This window comes from Bartonella acomydis (assembly GCF_039543025.1).
GTDB classification, from domain to species: Bacteria; Pseudomonadota; Alphaproteobacteria; order Rhizobiales; family Rhizobiaceae; genus Bartonella; species Bartonella acomydis.
In genome coordinates this window covers 28,334-47,061 of the sequence record NZ_BAABIY010000097.1, presented here as the reverse complement: position 1 = coordinate 47,061, position 18,728 = coordinate 28,334, and the positions used below count along the sequence as shown (strand labels likewise).

Genomic DNA, 18,728 nt, shown 5'->3' with positions numbered 1-18,728 from the left:
GAAAGAACACTAATAAAAAATACTAGCATCTATTGCTCAATATTAAGAAGAAAGCTTTTGGCAAAGATAAGGACTTTCCACAAGAGAAAAAATATTCAAATTTTTCTTATCATTCCAAAACAAATTATCAATACTATGCTATAGGTTCGATACGAATAAATTGCGATTTAGCAACAAGATGGCCATCTTTTTCAATTGCTGCGAGCGCTTGTCGTACATTCACTTCTGTTGTTTCATGGGTTATTAAAATGATTGTTTTCACAACCTGACTTTCTAAAAAAGGCTTTTGCACAATTGACTCTAATGAAATGTGATTATCAGCCATATGCTTTGCAACTGCTGCAAAAACACCAGCGCGATCATGAACATTCAAACGAATAAAATAATCACCCGCATGGTGAGAAATACGCGCTCTTTTGTGGGGGGCAAGCTCCAATGCTGGATTTCTTAAAACAGGTGCATACTGAAGACTAGAACGTGTTTTCGCTATATCAGCCAAATCACCAATAACTGCTGATGCTGTTGCCTCTCCCCCAGCTCCAGGCCCTGAAAACAATAATTCACCTAACAAATCACTTTGAATAGAAAGGGCATTCGTTACACCATGAATCTGTGCAATCATTGATGAAGATGGTACCATTGTTGGATGAACACGTTGCTCGATTCCAGTATCGGTTTTTAATGCAACCCCTAAAAGCTTAATCCGATAACCCAGTTCATCAGCCGCACGGATATCAATCTGCGAAATATTGCTAATTCCCTCAACATAAACATCATCTAACGAAACTACTGTTCCAAATGCCAAACTTGTCAATAAAGCTAATTTATGAGCGGTATCATTTCCCCCAATATCAAAAGTTGGATCAGCTTCAGCATACCCAAGCCTTTGTGCATCTGCTAAACAATCTTTAAATGAAAGACCTTCCGTAAACATGCGTGTTAATATATAATTGCAAGTTCCATTGAGTATCCCGTAAATACGCGATATTTGATTGCAGGAGAGAGATTCTCTCATCGCTTTGATAACAGGAATTCCCCCTGCAATGGCAGCTTCAAAATGGAGGAACAAGCCTTTTTTTTCTGCACTTACAGCAAGTTCCACTCCATGCCGAGCGAGAAGTGCTTTATTAGCAGTAACAACATGATGTCCCATCTCAAGCGCTTTTTTCACAGCTGCATATACGATATCTAATTCGCCACCAATCAATTCAACAAATACGTCAATTTCATCAGAAGCTGCCATTTCCACAGGAGAATCAAACCATTTTATATCACTTAGATCAATCCCACGATTACGGCCTTTATCACGCGCACTAACAGCAACAATTTTGATCGAACGCCCACATTGGCAAGCCAAACTATCAGCTTTTTCACGTAGAATTCGAACAACTGAAGTACCAACCGTACCAAGACCCGCAATGCCAACTTTTAAAGCTTCTACCATTATCTAACTACTTATCCTTAAGTTTTCTCTGAAAAATATTGAAACGATCTGCAACCCAATGCAAATATTGCGAATAATTGAGTAAAATCTAAAGAAGCCCCCCTACTCTATTTAAACAAATTCTTCCTATTCTACAACAACACCATTCATTTAAGCAAGATTCTTAAGAATACGAAAGTTTGTCTTTTTTAAACATTAAGAACCTCTATAAAATGCTGAATTCAGAGAATGAAGATTGTAATGGCATACATAAAGACTTCCAATCACTAACACTGCATCCATTTTATAGACTTTTAAACAACAGCAATATAAAGAAAAATTATTAAAAAAAACAATCGTAACACTCATTTTTATGAAAATAGAAGTGCTTCATAATCTTAACAAAATTTTATATGCTTAAAAGTTCTAGCTCTTTTAAATTTTTAACAAAAACTCGTTTGCTATCCTAACATTAAAAAATATTTTATACATACATTTAATTATTATAGACACTCTCAAGGGGAAGTTGCCAAAACTACAAATGCAGATTGTTATCAACAAAAATTTTATAAAAGGAATAGCTTTATTTCTTAGCCAAAATAAAAGCTTTTTCATAAAAAAAACTTAACAAACAAAGCATAAAAGTAGTAAGCTTTAATTCTCTTCTAAAAATCTCTTACATTCAGCTATATAAAAATGAATTAAAAAGAAAAATCGTTATTTATTTTTGTTTTTCAAATAAAGCTATCTAATAATTCAATAAAACATATTTTTTCAAAAAAATCACTCAGAGGGCTTGCGAAGTAAAAAGATCCTCTTTATAAGCCTCATCATTGGCTTGCGCCCATCGTCTAGCGGTTAGGACGCCGCCCTTTCACGGCGGAAACAGGGGTTCGATTCCCCTTGGGCGTACCATACTTCTCTTTTTATATATAATGTATTGATTTTATGTATTTTTTAAGAGGTTAGGGATTCGTTAATAAAAGCAAGGGAATAGGATTTTGCAACATGGCTCTATAGGGCGCTTTTTTTTGCCAATTTTTTCTAATAATTTTTTAATTCTACTGAGTCCTATTGTGAAAAATTATCGTAAAGTTCTAACGAATGTACCAATAATTTTACAACCAAATAAATCTAAAGATTTGTTTGTGCAGCTTTTGCGACAAACATTAGCTTTTTTTCTGAAGAGTGGAGCTATATCTTTATCTAAATCTTACAGCTTTATGGTTTTTTCTTCCATTTCTATAATCACACAGGAACAAGTTTCTTTGCCAATTTTTAGAGAAGGTAAAACTCTAGAAAAATATCTAGTTCTTTCAACATATCTGAAAAACATTTTAAGTGATCAATGTAAAATTTGTATAAGGATTTTACTCAAATGATATAAGCACTCTAAAATTCTCTGTTATGAAAAAAATATTCTACAAACCCAACATGCATAATCTCTACCTTCGCAATAAATATTCTTCTAAAAAGAGAGTTTCTCAATAAAATTCATCTCCTATACATGGGTATCTTATGAGGTCCATATTGAACACCTCTTATCCTCCTTGTTTTTACTTTTCATCACAAACCTGAAAATGTTATAAAATAGTATAACTTAAATGAAAAAGGACTTCTAATGGCAAAGATCAAAGTGGAAAACCCCGTTGTTGAAATTGATGGGGATGAAATGACTCGTATCATTTGGAAATATATTAAAGACAAATTAATTCACCCTTATCTCGACATTGATCTCAAATATTATGATCTTTCCGTAGAGAATCGAGATGCAACAAATGATCAGGTAACTGTTGATTCTGCTAATGCTATCAAAAAATATGGGGTTGGTATAAAATGTGCAACCATTACGCCTGATGAAGCACGCGTTAAAGAATTCAGCTTAAAGAAAATGTGGAAATCCCCTAATGGTACGATTCGTAATATTTTAGGCGGAGTCATTTTTCGCGAACCTATTATTTGCAAGAACGTTCCACGCCTTGTTCCGAACTGGACAAAACCAATTATTATCGGACGTCACGCTTTTGGTGATCAATATAAAGCAACCGACTTTAAATTTCCTAGCAAAGGAAAATTAACTATTAAATTCGTCGGTGATGACAATCAAATTATCGAGCACGATGTTTTTGATGCCCCAAGTGCAGGAGTTGCCATGGCCATGTATAACCTTGATGAATCCATTCGTGACTTTGCTAGAGCATCTTTTCATTACGGGCTACAGCGGAATCTTCCAGTTTATCTTTCAACAAAAAATACCATCCTGAAGGCTTATGACGGTCGTTTTAAAGATATTTTTCAAGAAATATTTGATGCAGAATTTAAAGCTGACTTTGAAAATCGTAAATTATATTACGAACATCGTCTCATTGACGACATGGTTGCCTCTGCACTTAAATGGTCAGGTGGTTATGTCTGGGCATGTAAAAACTATGATGGTGATGTTCAGTCTGATATCGTTGCTCAAGGCTTTGGTTCTCTTGGTCTCATGACTTCTGTTCTCATGACACCAGACGGGAAAATTGTCGAAGCAGAAGCTGCACACGGCACAGTAACACGCCATTATCGCCAATATCAAAAGAGTGAAGAAACCTCAACAAATTCTATTGCGTCTATCTTTGCATGGACACGTGGGTTAGCACACCGCGCCAAACTTGATAATAATGATAAATTAAAAAATTTTGCTACAATATTAGAAGAAGTTTGTATTCAAACGGTTGAAGAAGGTTTTATGACCAAAGATCTTGCTCTCTTGATTGGACCTAAACAAAAATGGCTTTCTACAACAGGCTTCCTTGATAAAATTGATGAAAATCTTAAAAAAGCAATGAGTCATTAAATAATAGTTTCATTTAGATTCCAAAGCTCTGCGAAAGGAGAGCTTTTAATCTTCTCTTGGCAAATTCAAATAACTGCCTTATAAATGGAGTATGTCAACTTTTTACTGAATAGCGAAACAGTGGGAAAACAAGGCTGGTCTGTGCTTTTATGGGGCAAGAATGGTATTCGTTTTTTGACGTTTACAGGCGGTGTTATGTTGCACGCCACAAACGTTTATATTGTTGTTACCATTTTACCCTCTCTTATGAGTGAGATGAGTGGTGAATTTTATTATTCTTGGGTAGCGACTGTTTTTATTATAGCATCTCTCCTTGGTACTTCACTGGCAACAAAAATATTAGGAAAAACAGGTCCTCGCAAAGCTTATATCATTTCTGGATTGATCTTTACCGTTGGGACTTTTATCTGCGGCATTGCCTCAACTATGCCATTATTTTTAATAGGACGCTTTGTCCAAGGGTTTGGCAGTGGTTCTTTACTCTCCCTGTCCTACTCTATGATACGTATTGTCTTTAATCCATCGGTATGGTCGTACGCTTTAAGCACTATCTCTGGAATGTGGGGAATATCAACCCTGTTAGGACCAGCTATCGGTGGTATTTCCATATATTATGGTGTATGGAGAGCGTCTTTTTGGAGCATTGGAGCATTAGCAGTAATCTTTTCGCTCATAGCTTTTCAAGTCTTACCAAAAGAAAATAAAAATGATATTGTAACATCGCCACTTCCTCTCACACAACTTTTCATACTGAGTTTGTCGCTTCTTATCATTTCTGTTGGAGGTGCTATGGACACAACGGTTATAAAGATCAGTGGACTAGTAATCGGATTTGGACTTCTCTTTGCTCTAGCAAAAATCGAATCGTTTACGCTTCATCCTATGTTACCGCGTAACTCCTTTTCCTTCTCTTCTGAATTTTTTTCTGTCTACGCATTGATACTTATTATGACTATAGTCGTGTATAGTGTAGAGCTTTATTTTCCACTTTTTCTTCAAGAACTTCATGGACAGTCGCCACTCATTGCTGGTTATATAGCATCACTTATGAGTTTAGGGTGGACATGTGGTTCTCTATTCAGTGCCGGTGTATCCACAAAAAAAGTTCGTAGACTCATTATATATTCCCCTATCTTAAGTCTTTTAGGTATAAGTATTCTTTTATGGCTCATTCCAACAGAAACTTCTACATCTGAACATATCTTTATCATTTGCTCTTCATTACTTGCTATTGGGATTAGCGCTGGCATAGCATGGCCACATTTGCTTAAACGAATATTACAGTGCGCAAACGATGAAGATGCTTTACGTGCCAGCGAATCTCTTACCTCTGTCCAACTATTTTCAGCCGCATTAAGCGCCGCACTTGCAGGAACAATTACTAATCTTGCTGGTCTCTTTAATCCTGGAGGAATAGTAGGAATGGTTCTCGCAGCAAAAACGCTTCTTGCAGCACTCATCGGTCTTTTATTTTATTTTGGTATTCCATTTGCTCTACGTGTTTCCTATAGCATATCTAGAAATCCAACCGGACAATCAAAGAGCAGAATAAACAGAAAAAAAACATTTCCTCCCAACAAGTAAAGAAAAATATCAATTATGCTTTTCCATATACCATGAGAAACAAAAAACCGTTAATCCACAGAGGGTTAACACTCCCCCAACAACAGCAGTATATTCATAACTATAACCCAATTTTAAAACCCACGCTCCAGATTCTGCTCCAAGAGCGTTGGCAATATTAAAAGCAGATTGCATTAATGCTCCTGCCAAAATTTTTCCATGAAGAGCAACATCCATGATTTTCGTTTGTATAGAAGGCATCGCTGCAAAAGAAGTACCAACAAAAAAACATCCCAATGCTGCCGTTAGCGGAGCATGGGAAAAAAAGAAAAAAAGAAAAAAAACAAATGTGCTCCAAAGCATAGAAAAAAATATCAATGGTGAAATGCCAATTTTTACAGCAAATTTAGGTCCTAAAAGATTTCCTACCACCATCCCCAATCCAACTAACGGCATAATAAATGGTATACAATCAAGTGAAATACTAGAAATATGCATTAATGTTGACTTAATATAAGTGAAGACAGAAAATAATCCTGAGGCTCCAATCGAAACCATCATCAAAAGAAACCACACTTGTTTTTGCTTTAATGCACAAAGTTCACGTAAAGGACTTGTTTTTGAAATATTTGCAGTAGAGGGCAACAACTTCCAAATAAGCAAACAACATAATAAAGCAATAGCACCTACAAGGATAAAGGCAATTTGCCAACCAACAAGCTGACCAATCCAAGTTGCACTTGGTGCTCCTAAAACCGTTGCGATGGTTAAACCAAGCATAACATAGCCAACAGCTTTAGAACGTTCATGCATTTCCACCATTGAAGCTGCAACCATAGTTGCAAGTCCAAAATAAATGCCATGGGGAAGACCACTAAGAAAGCGCAACGCTACCAATATGCTAAAGTTAGAAAAAAGTGCGCTGGCAATATTTGCCAATGCATAACAAAACATCAACCCTATCAAAACAGATTTGCGTGAAAATTTAGCGGTTGCAACAGCCAAAAGAGGTGCTCCAATCACAACACCCAATGCATAAGCAGAAACATATTGGCCAGCTGTAGGAATATCAACATAAGAGCTTCGTGCCATCTCCGGCTGTAGTCCCATAGCAACAAACTCTGCAGTGCCAATAGCAAAACTGCCTACCGCAAGAGCTAAAATTGCCAAACGCCGTGTACAAGAATCAATCTCTGATGCAAGAATATTTTTTCTATGAAAATTCCTCATTGTCATCATTTCTGTAGCGTGATGATTCAATCATAAATATCCGTAACATGTCACAAATGAACTGAAAATCTTCTTACACCCCTCTCTTAAAAATTTCCAACGTTTCATTTTAAAATTCTCCACAATAACAAAAACAAAAGCTTGAAAAAACAACAGCTTTATGTCTCTTTCATCATGGCATATTTGAATGTATATTGATAAATAGAATTTGTTTTTTAATAATAGAGCAACAGCAATATTTCCTAAACAAAATAAGTTTTCAACTACGAGAATATTGTTACGAAAAAATAAGTCTCATAGTTTAGTATATTCATCATTTGCATTTTTTAACTTTTAATTCAGTCACAATTACCTCCATCCCTTCCCTCAAAAAAGGGAGCTTTTTTAAAAACGTCATTTTTTACAAAAATAATACAAAAATATCTTATAAAAATGCAATTTTTATCCTTTTTTAAGGGTTCGCTAACACCTCATTAACATTGTTGCTCTAAACAATCATCAGAAACAGAAACAAACTGTTTTCCTCCGGATCAGGTAGCGCGTACCGGAGTAACAGTTTCTGTTTTGTCTGGCAATTACAAAGAGAATATCTACTTGATATAAGCTATGTATCGATCTTTTATAGCAACGTAATTTTATATTTTTTAAAAACGTTTCTCACTTCATCATTTTAGCAAAACATTTTAATGCAAAATAAATGAAGCAATGTAGAAAAGATAAACACCATGTATAATAGTCAATCTTTAACGTCCTTGCGCCCATAAAGCACGGGTTTCAGCACAAAAATCAGCATAACACCCCTCTTCAATAGCATCACGGATTCCTTGCATAAGTTGCTGGTAATAAAAAAGATTATTCCAAGTCAACAACATACCACCAAGAGACTCATCCGATTTGATCAAATGATGCAAATAAGCACAACTATAATCATTTGCCGCAGGACAAAGAGACTGTGGATCAAGAGGATAAGGATCTTCTGCATAACGTGCATTGCGCAAATTAATTCTTCCAAAACGCGTAAAAGCTAAACCATGACGTCCTGCACGCGTTGGCATAACACAATCAAACATATCAATACCACGCGCAACACTTTGTAAAATATCATCAGGTGTTCCTACCCCCATGAGATAACGGGGTTTATCCTCTGGCAAAATCGGACAAGTTGCATCTAAAACAGCGGTCATAACACTTTGTGGTTCACCAACCGCAAGTCCTCCAATAGCATAGCCTTTCAAATCCATCTCTTTTAATGCTTGGGCAGAACGTTCACGTAATCTCATATTATCGCCACCTTGAACAATACCAAACAGTGCTTTTTCTGGCTGATTACTAAAAGCTGTTTTACAACGCTGCGCCCACCGCAATGAAAGTTCCATAGCCGATTCGATTTCTTTTTCACTTGCTGGTAAAGCAATACATTGATCCAGTTGCATCTGGATATCTGCATTAAGAAGCCCTTGAATTTCGATAGAACGCTCTGGACTCATTTCATAATAGGCTCCATTAATATAAGAACGAAAAAGCACACCTTGTTCGGTAATTTTACAGATTCCAGCGAGCGACATAACTTGAAATCCACCAGAATCAGTTAAGATCGGCCCAGACCAACGTGAAAATTCATGTAAGCCTCCCAAACGTGCAACACGTTCGGCTCCTGGACGCAACATTAAATGATAAGTATTGCCCAAAATGATATCAGCTCCAAGAGCACGTATCTGCTCCATATACATGGCTTTAACGGTTCCTGCCGTCCCAACTGGCATAAATGCAGGTGTGCGAACACACCCACGCCCCGTTATAATTTCGCCACGACGTGCATAGCCATCTTGAGCAATTTTTCTATAATGAAATGTCTTTATCATCACACTCGTCTTTTCGCTTCCATAAATCCATACCGCGATAGAAAGAAAAGCTACATCCCTCTTACCACCAGCAACACAAACTTTTTTATGGATTAATTCTCGATTCGCTAATTCTTGTCACTAGCATAAAAAAATGAAATAAGATAAAGAACATTTTATTATCAATCGATAACTACAATCAAAATGATAATCTCGTTTTACAAAAATAGAGAGTAGCTAATAATACAAATGCCTTAAGGATATCTTCCTTCACTCACCACAGCTCCAATGAACTGTAAGACTATTTTCTCAACAAAAAACTTGTCTTCATATAGTTACATGACAAGCAGTGCGTAGAGAATTTGATATCAATAGAAGAAATTTCTGAATACACTGATAACCTCTAAAACATTTCACTTTCGTAGATAAAAACTTTCATGTCCACATATGACCTTAACACCTGTAAATTATTTCTCCCTTCATCAAAAACTCTCAAAAAGCATCAACACAAAAATCTTCTTCTATTGATTTCTGAAAACGACTAAGTAAAATAGCTATTTCATACAGAAAAACTCCCCAATGCAAACTCTTGTACTCAAAAATTTAATGCAAAAAAAGACATATAAAAACTGAATTCTCTTATGAAGAATAAGAACTACTACTCTTCATCACCCCCAAACAACAATGAGAAAGAAATGCATTCGCTTAGTAATCTTACAACAATTTAAACGGATATAATTATCTTATTTTATATCCGCAGCAATTACAGCTTTGATAATTACATCAGGATCTACAACAGGCTCACCGCGCTTAATTTGATCAACATTTTCCATACCTTCAATAACCTGCCCCCATATAGAATATTGACGATCAAGCCAAGGAGCATCGGCAAAGCAAATAAAAAATTGTGAATTAGCAGAATCTGGATTATGACTACGTGCCATAGAAACTGTACCACGCTTATGTGAAAGATTAGAAAACTCTGCTATCAAATTAGGCTTTTCTGAACCACCCATACCCGCACGTGATAAATTAAACTTTTCACCATCTTTTTTTCCAAATTGCACATCACCAGTTTGCGCCATAAAACCATCAATAACACGGTGAAAAATGACATTATCATAAGCGCCCTCACGCACGAGTTCCTTAATACGAGCAACATGACCAGGAGCCAAATCAATCAAAAGCTCAACAACAACTTTCCCCTTGGTTGTTTCAAGAATTAAGGTATTTTCTAAATCTTTAATTTCGGCCATACGGCTAGACTCCTTTGATTCATCTATTAGCTTGCAAAGTGGCAGCATGAATAACATCAGGATTTGTTACAGATCCATTATTACTTGTGATGCCTTTTTTAATTTTGTCAACAACATCCATTCCCTTTATAACTTCTCCAACAACAGTATATTGACCATTTAAAAAAGTAGCATCATCAAAACAAATGAAGAATTGAGAATTAGCGGAATTTGGATCTTCTGAACGTGCCATCCCAACAGTACCACGCTTAAATGGCTGTTTTGAAAACTCTGCCGGTATATTTGGATAATGAGACCCTCCCATACCAACATGCTTAGGATCAAAATCCACACTGCCTTTTTTTCCAAATTTCACATCACCAGTCTGTGCCATAAAGCCTGGAATAACACGGTGGAATACAACATTGTTGTAAGCACCTTCTTTTGTTAAATTCTTGATTTGTGCCACATGCTTTGGTGCCAAATCAGGACGAAGACGAATAACTACATCACCATTTTTGAGAGATAAAATAAGAACATTAAAATCATCAACTGTATGAGGATCATTTGCTACAGCACAAAATGAAAAAAAACAAAAAAGACATGTTAAAATAGAAAAAATTCTAAGATACATAATCATTCTCTCCGGAAGAGTGAAATTTTAAGCGCAAAGCTTCAGCAATATTTGCAGGTACAAAAGGAGCCACATCACCTCCCATAGAGGCGATCTGGCGCACCAATGTAGAGGCGATCACTCGTCCAGAAACACTTGCTGGCAAAAAAACAGTTTGCAATTCAGGAGCCATAAGACCATTCATCCCAGCCATTTGCATTTCATAATCAAGGTCAGTTCCATCACGTAAACCACGAATAAGAAATGAAGCACCAACTTCACGAGCCTTATCAATCAAAAGGGAATCAAATGAAATAACTCGCAACCGATCAGGACCTATATTTAACAAATTTTGTCCCACCTCAGTAATTAAATCAACACGCTCTTCAAAACTAAAAAGTGGTTTTTTTTTAGCCTGTATTCCTATAGCAACAACGACCTTATCAGCTAAAGTGAAGCTGCCCTGTAAAATATCAAGATGACCATTTGTAAAAGGATCGAAAGACCCCGCATAAAGAGCAATTCTCACCATTCCACTGTGTACCTTTTAAAATTCCTTTTCTTCACTCACACTAATCGTATCAGAATATTCTTCGGCGTTATCATCTCTTATCATCTACTTGGCCATCATCATCTTCAGATTCAGAAATGCGCTCAACTGATACGACTTTTTCACCTTCAGCTGTATTGAAAATTGTTACCCCCTTAGTCGAACGACCCGCTATACGAATACCATCAACAGGAACACGAATAAGCTGTCCACCATCTGATACTAACATAATTTGATCTTGTGCTTTCACTGGAAAAGACGCTACTAACTTACCAATTTCAGCGGTTTTAGATGGATCTGTCGCACGAATTCCTTTTCCACCACGCCCAGAAATCCGAAATTCATAGGAAGAAGACCGTTTTCCATAACCAAACTCACTCACAGTTAACAGCATCTGTTCGCGTGCCTGAAGTTCCATATAGCGCTCCTCTGTCAACTCTGTCTCTATCCCCGCCGCCTCTTCTTCGTCAAGAGTTACAATATCCTCTGTATCAGCACCATCAGCACGCCGTTCATTAATCACACGTTTGATATAAGCAGAACGTTCAATTGGCGTAGCTTCAACATGTTCTAAAAGCGTCATCGAAATGACTTTATCACCATTAGCCAGATTAATACCACGAACCCCCACTGAATTACGCCCTACAAAAACACGAACATCAGTGACTGGAAAACGAATACATTGTCCATTAGCAGTCGTGAGCACAACATCATCATGTTCTGTACAAGTTTCAACAGAAAGAATCTCATCTCCTTCTTCATCAAGTTTCATGGCAATTTTACCATTACGATTAACCTGAACAAAATCTGATAATTTATTACGACGCACAGTTCCGCGCGTCGTTGCGAACATAACATCCAACGCGCTCCAACTTGATTCATCCTCTGGTAAAGGCATAATCGTCGTTATGCGCTCACCTTGCTGTAAGGGCAGAAGATTAATCAGAGCTCGCCCACGCGATTGGGGTGTACCAAGTGGCAAACGCCAGACCTTCTCCTTATAGACAATTCCACGCGACGAAAAGAAAAGAACCGGTGTATGCGTATTCGCTATAAACAAACGCGTTACAAAATCTTCATCTTTTGTAGACATACCAGAACGCCCCTTACCACCACGGCGTTGTGCACGGTACGTATTGAGAGGTACGCGCTTAATATAGCCACTATGGCTCACCGTTACTACCATATCCTCTGGCGCAATCAGATCTTCGCTCTCCATCTCAGCACTACCAAAACCAAATATAGTGCGTCGAGGCGTTGCAAATTCCTCACGAAGAGCTTTTAGCTCATCCTTAACAATACCCATGATACGTGAATGCGAAGCCAAAATATCAAGATAATCGGTAATATCCACACCAATTTTATTCAATTCATCAGCAATTTCATCACGTCCAAGTGCTGTCAACCTTTGCAAGCGCAATTCCAAAATAGCACGCGCCTGCTCTTCAGAGAGATTATAAGTATTATCCTCGTGAATAATATGACGGGGATCATCAATAAGTTTAATTAAAGGAGCTACATCCGCAGCTGGCCAGCGCCGCTCCATTAATTGTATTCGCGCTGTTTGTGGATCAGGTGCTTGACGAATAAGTGCTATAATTTCATCAATATTAGCAACAGCAAGAGCAAGACCAACCAAAACATGCGCACGTTCCCGTGCTTTACGCAAAAGATATTTTGTTCTCCGGCTGACAACCTCTTCACGGAAAGAAACAAATGCACGAAGCATATCAAGCAACGTCATCTGTTCGGGTTTTCCCCCATTCAATGCTACCATATTACAACCAAAGGAAGTTTGCAGTGGTGTATAACGATACAATTGATTTAAAACGATTTCTGCCACAACATCTTTTTTCAGCTCAATAACAACACGATATCCATCACGATCAGATTCATCACGCAAATCAGCTATTCCTTCAATGCGTTTATCACGCACCAATTCAGCCATTTTCTCAATCATCGTTGCTTTATTCACTTGATAAGGAATTTCACTCACAATAATTGCTTGTCGGCCATTGCGAATTTCTTCAATATCAACTTTAGCGCGCATAATAACTGAACCACGCCCTGTTTCATAAGCTGAACGAATACCGGAATGACCAAGAATAATACCACCCGTGGGAAAATCAGGACCTGGAATGATTTTAATGATCTTATCAAGAGTGATACCCGGATCATCAATCAGGGCGATACAACCATCAACGACTTCACCAAGATTATGGGGCGGAATATTGGTTGCCATTCCCACAGCAATACCACCTGATCCATTAACCAAAAGATTAGGAAAACGTGCTGGTAAAACGACTGGTTCACGCTCACGCCCATCATAATTATCCTGAAAATCAACCGTCTCTTTATCAATATCAGCTAACAGCTGCTCTGAAACTTTTTCTAAACGACATTCTGTATAACGCATTGCTGCTGGTGGATCACCATCAACAGAACCGAAGTTCCCCTGACCATCAATCAACGGATTGCGCAAAGAAAAATCCTGTGCCATACGCACCAAAGCATCATAAATTGAAGCATCACCATGGGGATGGAACTTTCCCATAACCTCACCAACAACCCCAGCAGACTTACGATAAGGCTTATTGAAAGAAAGCCCCATTTCATTCATAGCATGAAGAATACGCCGATGAACAGGTTTAAGACCATCACGTACATCAGGAAGAGCACGCGAAACAATCACGCTCATCGCATAATCGAGATAGGAGCGTTGCATTTCATCAATAATACTGATTGGTTCAATACCGGTCAGCACATCACGTTCTGGGTGTGGAGTAAGATCGGTCACAGCTTCAAGACTTTCAAAAAAGAATCACTTTGCTTTGTTTATATCGAAAAATGCAAAAAAATGCTAATTTCTCTCCCACAACAGAAAAGAAATTTAACAATAATTTTCAACGTGTTATTTACTTATCGTTAAAATCATAGATAAAATACTCAAGATTTAGAATTTCCTAAACTTTAAAAATCTTAAAAGAAACAAAAAACACGATAATAATACAGCAGCTTAAAAGCTATTAAAAAGGTACTTCATCATCTAATTTATGTGAAAAGCTTTCTTCTGACTGGCTATTATTTTGACCAAAAGCATTTTTTTGATGAAAACCACTATCGCCAAAACCACCACTGCCATAACTGCTCCCTGCCTGATTTGCTCCTTGCATTTGCTCTCCACCAGCTCCTCCCCGTCCATCAAGCATTTGTAATTCACCACGGTATTTTTGCAAGACAATCTCTGTTGTATAACGGTCATTGCCATTTTGATCTTGCCATTTTCGTGTTTGCAACTGACCTTCAATGTAGATTTTGCTGCCTTTTTTTAAATATTGCTCTACAACTTTGACAAGGTTTTCATTAAAAATAACGATATTATGCCACTCCGTTCGTTCTTTACGTTCATTTGTATTACGATCACGCCAACTTTCTGAGGTAGCAATACGTAAATTTGCTACTTGGTCACCAGAATTCAAACGGCGTATCTCAGGATCTGCGCCAAGATTACCAATCAAAATAACTTTATTAAGGCTACCAGCCATCGCATAAACTCCACAATTTTAATTCGCAAACAATTTTTGTTGTATGAGGTCACTATCGTCTTGACCTTGTCCTTTGCATATCTGCAATTGGCCTTCAATATGGATTTTGCTACCCTTTCCAAAATATCGTATCGTATAATTATAACAAAAGATGCTAACAACGCATAGTTTATTTCATTATCAAAAAATAAAAAGCTGTTTTTTCCAATTTATTTTCACATAACTTATACTCTTTATCTGCGTTAAAGTCATGAAAAACATTGTAATTCTGAAAAACAGTTTTATGCTATTTTAGATTGCTCAGTTTGTGTCACATACGCCAAGGATAAAATATGGCTCTTCAAAAATACATCTCTATTCGCGGTGCGCGTGAGCACAACCTTAAAAATATTGATCTCGATCTACCTCGTGATAAACTCATTGTTATCACAGGGCTTTCTGGCTCAGGAAAGTCTTCTTTAGCTTTTGATACCATTTATGCCGAAGGTCAACGTCGTTATGTTGAAAGCCTTTCTGCTTATGCCCGCCAATTTCTGGAAGTGATGCAAAAACCAGATGTTGACCGCATAGATGGCCTTTCTCCAGCTATCTCCATTGAACAAAAAACCACCAGCCGCAACCCACGTTCAACAGTTGGCACTGTCACTGAAATCCACGACTATATGCGTCTCCTCTTTGCACGTATTGGTATTCCTTATTCCCCTGCTACAGGACGCCCCATTGAAAGTCAGACAGTAAGCCAAATGGTTGATCAAATTATGTCTTTACCAGAAGGTACACGAATTTTTATTATGGCTCCTCTGGTGCGAGGGCGAAAAGGAGAATATAAAAAAGAGCTAAGCGAGCTCTTAAAAAAAGGCTTTCAGCGCACGAAAGTGGATGGAAAATTCTATGAAATTCCTGACATTCCTCCTCTTGATAAAAAATATAAACATGACATAGATGTGGTGGTAGACCGTATTGTTATCAACAATGACATTGCCTCTCGTTTAGCGGATAGTATAGAAACCTGTTTACAGCTTGCAAATGGGATTGCTGTTGTGGAAATAGCAGATCAGCCTTTGGCACAAAAAGAAGCCACAAAGGAGTCTGCTCATAAATCAAAAAATGAAACGCACAAGCGACTTATTTTTTCAGAAAGATTTGCTTGCCCAATCTCTGGATTTTCTATTCCTGAAATTGAACCACGACTTTTTTCATTCAATAACCCTTTTGGCGCTTGCCCTCTTTGCGATGGACTTGGCATCAAAAAGGCAATAGACCCAATAAAAATTGTCCCCAATAAAAATCTTACCTTAAAAGATGGAGCCATTGCACCTTGGTCTAAATCATCCTCACCATACTACAGCCAAGCCTTAGAAGTACTAGGAAAAATTTACGGATTTAAGCACACAGATAAATGGTGTGATCTCTCCAATAAAGCACAACATGCCATTCTTTACGGTACACAAGGAAAAGAAAACTCCTTTATTTACAGAAACGATTCTAGCTCGCAGAAAAAAACTCAATATTTTGAAGGAATTATCCCCAATATGGAGCGACGATGGAAAGAAGCGGATTCTGCATGGTTACGTGAAGAAATTGAGCGTTATATGTCTTCTTCTCCCTGTCCCGCTTGTCGTGGTTACCGTTTAAAACCAGAAGCACTAGCTGTAAAAATTCACGGTATGCATATTGGGCAGATATCAGAGCTTTCTATCCTAAAAGCCGATGATTGGTTCGCCAATATTCATCAATATCTCACGGAAAAACAACGCAATATAGCAATGCGTATTTTAAAAGAAATCCGTGAACGCCTCGCTTTTTTAAACCATGTAGGACTTGAATATCTTACCTTATCTCGAAATTCAGGCACCCTTTCAGGGGGAGAAAGCCAACGTATTCGGTTAGCATCGCAGATTGGTTCTGGTCTAACAGGTGTTCTTTATATCTTAGATGAACCCTCCATTGGTTTACATCAACGCGATAATGAACGCCTTTTGAAGATGCTGCACCATCTGCGTGATCTTGGCAATACAGTTATTGTTGTTGAACATGATGAAGATGCTATTCGCACAGCAGACCATGTGGTTGATATGGGGCCTGCTGCAGGTGTTCATGGTGGAGAAATCATAGCACAAGGTAGCCCACAAGAAATTATAGAAAATCCATCCTCTCTTACAGGCCAATATCTTTCAGGAAAAATGGCTATTAAAGTGCCTCCTCAACGGCGCAAAATATCAAAATCAAAAATACTTAAAATCATAGGAGCCCGTGGAAATAACCTCAAAAATATCAGTGCGAACATCCCTCTTGGAACTTTCACGTGCATCACTGGCGTTTCAGGTGGAGGAAAATCAACATTTCTTATTGAAACGCTTTTCAAAGCTGCCTCACATCATATCATGGGCTCTCATCACAGCCCCGCAACCTATGACAAAATTGAAGGATTAGGATTTCTCGATAAGGTCATTGATATCAATCAATCACCTATTGGACGCACTCCACGCTCTAATCCTGCAACTTATACAGGTACTTTCACTCCAATTCGCGAATGGTTTGCCGAACTTCCAGAATCAAAAGCGCGCGGTTATCAAGCAGGACGTTTTTCTTTTAATGTTAAGGGAGGGCGTTGCGAAGCCTGTCAAGGTGATGGAGTTATTAAAATTGAAATGCATTTTTTACCTGATGTTTATGTTACTTGCGATGTTTGCCAAGGAAAACGCTATAATCGAGAAACACTAGAAGTAAAATTTAAAGGGCAATCCATCGCCGATATTTTGGATATGACCATCGAAAAGGCTGAAGAATTTTTCCAAGCTGTTCCCAACATTCATAACAAATTAAAAACACTCATGAAAGTCGGGCTTGGCTATATCAAAGTAGGGCAACAAGCTACAACGCTTTCTGGTGGTGAAGCCCAACGCGTAAAACTCGCTAAAGAGCTCTCACGTAAAACAACAGGACGTACACTCTACATTTTAGACGAACCAACCACAGGTTTACATTTCCACGATATTTCTAAACTCCTTGAAGTGCTCCATGAACTTGTCGAGCAAGGCAATACAGTTCTCATCATTGAACATAATCTTGAAGTTATAAAAACCGCTGACTGGATTATTGACCTAGGACCAGAAGGTGGAGATCGTGGTGGTGAAATTGTTGCAATTGGTCGTCCTGAAGATATCATTCATGTTCCAGCTTCCTATACGGGAAAATTTCTAAAAGAAATTTTACAGCGTTGATCTTGATATCATTCCAATTTTCAAAGATATTCCTATTATAAAATGAAAATGAGATAGAGTTTGAAAACACCAAACATCTCTTATTGTATTATTTTTATTTTCTACGAGCTTTAAAGATATGTTTCACAGGAGCAATAGCACTTCACTTAGTATTATGGTAAAAAACTTTCTCCACAAAATATCTTAAATGAAATAATATGCGACTTTTTGTGTACAAACTATCTGTTGGACATCTCACAGTTGCCAATATAATGTGATGCAGTCTAAAAAGACAAAATAAGTTGGAGATAATTTCAGCATGAAAAAAATTGAAGCCATCATAAAACCCTTCAAACTTGATGAAGTGAAAGAAGCGCTTCAAAAAATTGGCTTAGATGGTATTACAGTAACAGAAGCGAAAGGTTTTGGTCGCCAAAAAGAACATACAGAACTCTATCGTGGTGCTAAATATGTCGTTGATTTTTTACCTAAAGTAAAAATTGAGATTGTTGTTTCAGATGAAAGACTGGAACAAGCCGTTAACACGATACGTAAAGCAGCTCAAACAAAACATATCGGAGATGGAAAAATATTTATTTTTTCCATTGATGATGCCATTCGTATAGGTACTGATGAATCTGGAATTGATGCCCTTTAACAAATAACGACAAAATTTTTATCGCTTTTTT

Annotated in this window: 13 protein-coding genes and 1 tRNA gene; 6 read left to right on the top strand and 8 right to left on the bottom strand. The window is 37.6% G+C overall.

Going from position 1 to position 18,728, the window contains the following annotated elements; genetic code table 11:
- Positions 1-133: 133 nt before the first annotated feature.
- The gene (locus tag ABD909_RS08235; protein ID WP_345097439.1) at positions 134-1,444 is read right to left on the bottom strand and encodes a homoserine dehydrogenase; all 1,311 of its coding nucleotides are present in this window, start codon (positions 1,442-1,444) and stop codon (positions 134-136) included.
- An 819-nt stretch (positions 1,445-2,263) separates the two neighbouring features.
- On the opposite strand from ABD909_RS08235, the gene ABD909_RS08230 reads away from it, so the two are divergent.
- The 4 genes from ABD909_RS08230 to ABD909_RS08215 all read left to right on the top strand — a co-directional run bounded on the left by ABD909_RS08230 (position 2,264) and on the right by ABD909_RS08215 (position 5,843).
- Positions 2,264-2,338 (top strand) — tRNA-Glu (locus ABD909_RS08230).
- Between the two features lie 86 nt (positions 2,339-2,424).
- Positions 2,425-2,805, top strand: a complete 381-nt coding sequence (locus tag ABD909_RS08225; RefSeq protein ID WP_345097438.1) for a hypothetical protein — start codon at positions 2,425-2,427, stop codon at positions 2,803-2,805.
- A gap of 239 nt (positions 2,806-3,044) precedes the next feature.
- Positions 3,045-4,259, top strand: coding sequence for an NADP-dependent isocitrate dehydrogenase (locus tag ABD909_RS08220; protein WP_345097437.1), 1,215 nt, complete (start codon positions 3,045-3,047; stop codon positions 4,257-4,259).
- A gap of 120 nt (positions 4,260-4,379) precedes the next feature.
- Positions 4,380-5,843, top strand: a complete 1,464-nt coding sequence (locus ABD909_RS08215; protein WP_345097506.1) for an MFS transporter — start codon at positions 4,380-4,382, stop codon at positions 5,841-5,843.
- Positions 5,844-5,852: 9 nt separating this feature from the next.
- Here the strand turns inward: ABD909_RS08215 and ABD909_RS08210 are convergent, their stop codons facing one another.
- From ABD909_RS08210 to ssb, 7 genes are all read right to left on the bottom strand, one after another.
- The gene (locus ABD909_RS08210; RefSeq protein ID WP_345097505.1) at positions 5,853-7,061 is read right to left on the bottom strand and encodes an MFS transporter; all 1,209 of its coding nucleotides are present in this window, start codon (positions 7,059-7,061) and stop codon (positions 5,853-5,855) included.
- A 734-nt stretch (positions 7,062-7,795) separates the two neighbouring features.
- Positions 7,796-8,914 carry a tRNA guanosine(34) transglycosylase Tgt gene (gene tgt / locus ABD909_RS08205; protein WP_345097504.1) on the bottom strand — a complete coding sequence of 373 codons (1,119 nt, stop codon included), beginning with the start codon at positions 8,912-8,914 and terminating at the stop codon, positions 7,796-7,798.
- A 722-nt stretch (positions 8,915-9,636) separates the two neighbouring features.
- On the bottom strand, positions 9,637-10,149 hold the full coding sequence (locus ABD909_RS08200) for a peptidylprolyl isomerase (RefSeq protein WP_345097435.1): 513 nt from the start codon (positions 10,147-10,149) through the stop codon (positions 9,637-9,639).
- A gap of 19 nt (positions 10,150-10,168) precedes the next feature.
- Positions 10,169-10,762, bottom strand: a complete 594-nt coding sequence (locus ABD909_RS08195) for a peptidylprolyl isomerase (RefSeq protein ID WP_345097434.1) — start codon at positions 10,760-10,762, stop codon at positions 10,169-10,171.
- Positions 10,752-11,270: a pantetheine-phosphate adenylyltransferase gene (gene coaD, locus ABD909_RS08190; RefSeq protein ID WP_345097503.1), complete on the bottom strand. Its 519-nt coding sequence runs from the start codon at positions 11,268-11,270 to the stop codon at positions 10,752-10,754. Before coaD ends, ABD909_RS08195 begins: the two co-directional genes overlap by 11 nt.
- A 73-nt stretch (positions 11,271-11,343) precedes the next feature.
- The gene (gyrA, locus tag ABD909_RS08185) at positions 11,344-14,088 is read right to left on the bottom strand and encodes a DNA gyrase subunit A (protein ID WP_345097433.1); all 2,745 of its coding nucleotides are present in this window, start codon (positions 14,086-14,088) and stop codon (positions 11,344-11,346) included.
- Positions 14,089-14,317: 229 nt separating this feature from the next.
- Positions 14,318-14,836 carry a single-stranded DNA-binding protein gene (ssb, locus tag ABD909_RS08180; RefSeq protein ID WP_345097432.1) on the bottom strand — a complete coding sequence of 173 codons (519 nt, stop codon included), beginning with the start codon at positions 14,834-14,836 and terminating at the stop codon, positions 14,318-14,320.
- A 332-nt stretch (positions 14,837-15,168) separates the two neighbouring features.
- On the opposite strand from ssb, the gene uvrA reads away from it, so the two are divergent.
- Positions 15,169-18,060, top strand: a complete 2,892-nt coding sequence (gene uvrA, locus ABD909_RS08175) for an excinuclease ABC subunit UvrA (protein WP_345097431.1) — start codon at positions 15,169-15,171, stop codon at positions 18,058-18,060.
- Between the two features lie 298 nt (positions 18,061-18,358).
- Entirely contained in the window at positions 18,359-18,697 is a 339-nt protein-coding gene (locus tag ABD909_RS08170; RefSeq protein WP_345097430.1) for a P-II family nitrogen regulator, read from the top strand.
- The last annotated feature ends 31 nt before the right edge of the window (positions 18,698-18,728 follow it).